The 3,271-nt window shown below is 59.0% G+C and carries 3 protein-coding genes and 1 pseudogene; 3 read left to right on the forward strand and 1 reads right to left on the reverse strand.

Annotation, left to right across the window (positions count from 1 at the left end; genetic code table 11):
• The 3 genes and pseudogenes from L692_RS32810 to L692_RS0115270 form a co-directional block, all read left to right on the forward strand.
• Positions 1-371: pseudogene (locus tag L692_RS32810) on the forward strand (hypothetical protein); the annotation flags it as partial.
• 73 nt (positions 372-444) lie between these two features.
• Positions 445-993 carry a 6-phospho-3-hexuloisomerase gene (hxlB, locus tag L692_RS0115260; protein ID WP_025701026.1) on the forward strand — a complete coding sequence of 183 codons (549 nt, stop codon included), beginning with the start codon at positions 445-447 and terminating at the stop codon, positions 991-993.
• 243 nt (positions 994-1,236) lie between these two features.
• A complete protein-coding gene (locus tag L692_RS0115270) occupies positions 1,237-2,487 on the forward strand; it encodes a DUF445 domain-containing protein (protein WP_025701027.1) in 1,251 nt (416 codons plus the stop codon).
• Between the two features lie 190 nt (positions 2,488-2,677).
• Here L692_RS0115270 and L692_RS0115275 read toward each other — a convergent pair whose 3' ends face one another.
• A complete protein-coding gene (locus L692_RS0115275; protein ID WP_025701028.1) occupies positions 2,678-3,004 on the reverse strand; it encodes a P-II family nitrogen regulator in 327 nt (108 codons plus the stop codon).
• Positions 3,005-3,271 lie beyond the last annotated feature (267 nt).

Genomic DNA, 3,271 nt, shown 5'->3' on the forward strand with positions numbered 1-3,271 from the left:
ATGTCAGCAAGGATCAGCAGGAAGGCGGCGGTCTCCGGCTGGAGAGTAGTGGCGGCGCGGACGCCGGGAATGGGAGCAGCGGCGGGACGCATGGCTCCGGCGGAGGCCAAGGAGGCGGCGCCAAAGCGGGCGACGCAGCCGGAGGCCGGGAGGGCGGCGGCGAAGGAGCATCTGGCGGCCCCGGCGCCGGGGAAGCGGCAGAGCTCCGGATTGCCGCGGCCGGAGGCATTACGCTGGAGTCGCTGCCGGGTCTGCTGGCGCTGAAGCCGGAGGTCATTATCATCGGTTCGGCGATCACGAAGGCGCCCGATCCGGCGCGGGCGGCCCGCGAGTTCAAGGAGTATATCAAGGAATTTCAGGAGTGTGTCTGAGGGTACAGGGAGCGGCGACCGGGACAAGATGGTTATTCAGTCAATTCATAAGCCGATAAGGAGTGACCCCAAGATGAGCAAGCTGAAGGAAATTCTCTCGGAAGCCAGGGACGTGCTGGAACGTGTGGATGATGGGGACTTGACGGAGACGGCTGTGCTGCTGGCAGGAGGCAAGCGGATATTTGTCGTCGGCGAGGGGAGATCCGGTCTTGTGGCCAAGTCATTCGCCATGCGGATGATGCATCTGGGCGCGGCTGTATACGTCATCGGCGAGACGATTACTCCGTCTATCTCCCGGGGTGACATTCTGGTGGCCGTATCCGGCTCGGGAACGACGCATGGCGTTGTATGGACGGCGCAGAAGGCGCGGGAGCTGGGCGCGTTCGTGATCGCCCTGACGACGGATGGCGGTTCGCCGCTGGGCAAGTGCGCCTCCCGGCTCCTGACGATTCCGGCGGCGACGAAGCAGCGCCGCGAGGGAGAGCGCCAGAGCGTGCAGCCGCTCGGCTCCCTGTTCGACCAGTGCGTTCATTTCGTGCTGGACAGCGTCTGCCTGAGCTATGCGGAGCTGCGGGGCGTCGATCATGCCGCGGCATACAAGCTGCACAGCAATGTGGAATAGCGGCGTTTTCCCGTGAGATATAAGACTTCGGCAGTCCTCTGCGCCTTTGGCGGCGGGGGACTGCTTTTTTTTGGAGCTGGAGAATGCCTGAATCCGGCGTCAGACAAGCGCTTTCCCCGGTGCCCGATCCGGGCCGGATTTCGTTTCCTGAGAGAGTGAAATTTCCGAAACGGGGAGTATTCGTGGTACAATATTTTCTAATGCTTTAGGCTTGTCGACTGATTGTGGGGGGCATTATTAAATATGAAATCCAGAAACTTGGCTTCAATTTCACTGGTGGTTATGGCGATCGGCTTCTTGCTGACGCTGGCTTTGCCTGAGAATACGGCGGTAGAGCTGCTACGGGGCGGCTTCGAGGCCGGACTCGTCGGCGGCATTGCCGACTGGTTCGCGGTTACGGCGCTGTTCCGCCATCCGCTGGGCCTCCGTATTCCGCATACATCCTTGCTGCTGAAGAACCGGAACAAGATCATAGATTCCCTGATTTCGGCAATGGAGAACGAGCTGCTGAACAAGGAGAGCATCGAGGCCAAGCTGCGGGGAATCAAATTCATCCGGCTGGCGTCTTCGATGCTTACCAGATTCTTCAGCCGCAAGCGGGCGAGAACGGAAATCCTGTCCCGCCTGGAAGCCCTGGTGAGCTGGATTCCCGCCGAAAAGGCGCTGCCGTATCTCCAGTCGGCGCTCGCGGGTTATGTCCGGAACGCGGACCTGAAGACGGTCGCCGATACGGTGGTTACGAGGCTGCTGAATGACGGCCGGGACAAGGAAGCCCTGGACTATGGGCTTGGACAGGCGGCTGTCTGGATCGGCCGTCCGGAGACGAAGGCCATGCTCGGCCAACTCGCATCCTCGAAGCTTGCCGAGGTGAAGCTGGGCGGACTGAAGGGCGTGGCTTTTCAGGCGTTCGTCGGCTTTGTCGATGACGAGATGCTGGGCGAGCTGCTGCAGAGCATGCTCCAGTCCGCCATCCGCGATATGCAGGACGAGGACAATGTCTTCCGCGAGGACATCATCCGGGAGCTCCGCGTTGCCCTGTTCCAGCTGGTCAATGACGAGGACCGGATGCAGACTCTGACGGACTGGGCTGCGAACGGGCTTGAGGGGCAGGAGGCGAGTGCCTTTCTGCTGGCCCGGCTGGAGGAGCTTCGCGGCAGGGCGCTCGCTCTGCTGGAGGAAGACCGCCTTCGCGGGGGGCGGGGGCTGTTCGCCGCCTATGCGCTGCTCGCCCGCCGCATTGCCGGGGAGAAGGAATGGATCTCTGAATGGGAGGACAAGGTCCGCTCCTCGCTGATCGCGTTCTCGGAGGCGAACCATTACCGAATCGGCGTGCTGGTGAAGGAAAATCTCAACAAAATGGACGATGCCAGCCTGGTCGCCATGCTGGAGGAGAAGGTCGGGAAGGACCTGCAATGGATTCGCGTCAACGGCGCGGTATGCGGGTTCGTGGTAGGTCTGGCGCTTACTTTGATCGGGTGGATTCCATTGGCCTGATCGGGACGCGCGGACGTGCGAAGGGCAAGGCGGCCGGAGCTTGCGTGCAAGCATCCGGGGCCTTGCCCTTTCACTTTAATCTGTTTTCTCTTTAGTGAAACTGAAATAGATAGCCGACACATCTGTAGGGCTATGGCAGGATTTGGGGTTCGGTGCTCCTGCCATATGGGGGTTCCGCCGCTCGTTTTAATTACAATTCTTTTTTGCCGGTACTGATTGTATACGCTTCCAGAACGGGGAGTACAAAAACTTTGCCATCCCCGAAAGATCCGTGCTCGCCGGTTCTTGCCGTCCGCTTCACAATGTCGATGACTTCCTCCTTGTCATCCTCGTGGATGACCATCATCAGCATTTTTTTGGAAATCTGGTTGTAGTGATTCGTACCGACCTGAATTCCTTTTTGCTTACCGCGTCCCAATATATCCATTTTACTGATGGAAGGAAAACCGGCGAGCAGCAGCTCCTCCATCACTTCATCGGCTTTCTCCGGTCTTACAATAATTTCGAGCATCAACATAACAATCCACCCTTTCTGCGAACAAAAGATATGCAGGGTGTTGCCGACTTAGAGTTGTAATGATTTATTTCGGGATGGCAACGCTTACAATGTCATTGTACAACGAATGGGAATGTAGGAAAGTGCATATTGTCATTGCAAAACATTTTAATTTTATTCCCTACGCTGCCGGAGTCCGGAGTACAGCAGCTCCAGGCGATCCGCCGTCCGCTCCCAGCCGAATGCCTGGAGCGCGTCCCGCCGCCCCTGCAGCCCGATGGCGGCGGG

It is taken from the genome of Paenibacillus forsythiae T98, from assembly GCF_000520735.1.
In the GTDB taxonomy this organism is placed as follows: Bacteria; Bacillota; Bacilli; order Paenibacillales; family Paenibacillaceae; genus Paenibacillus_AQ; species Paenibacillus_AQ forsythiae.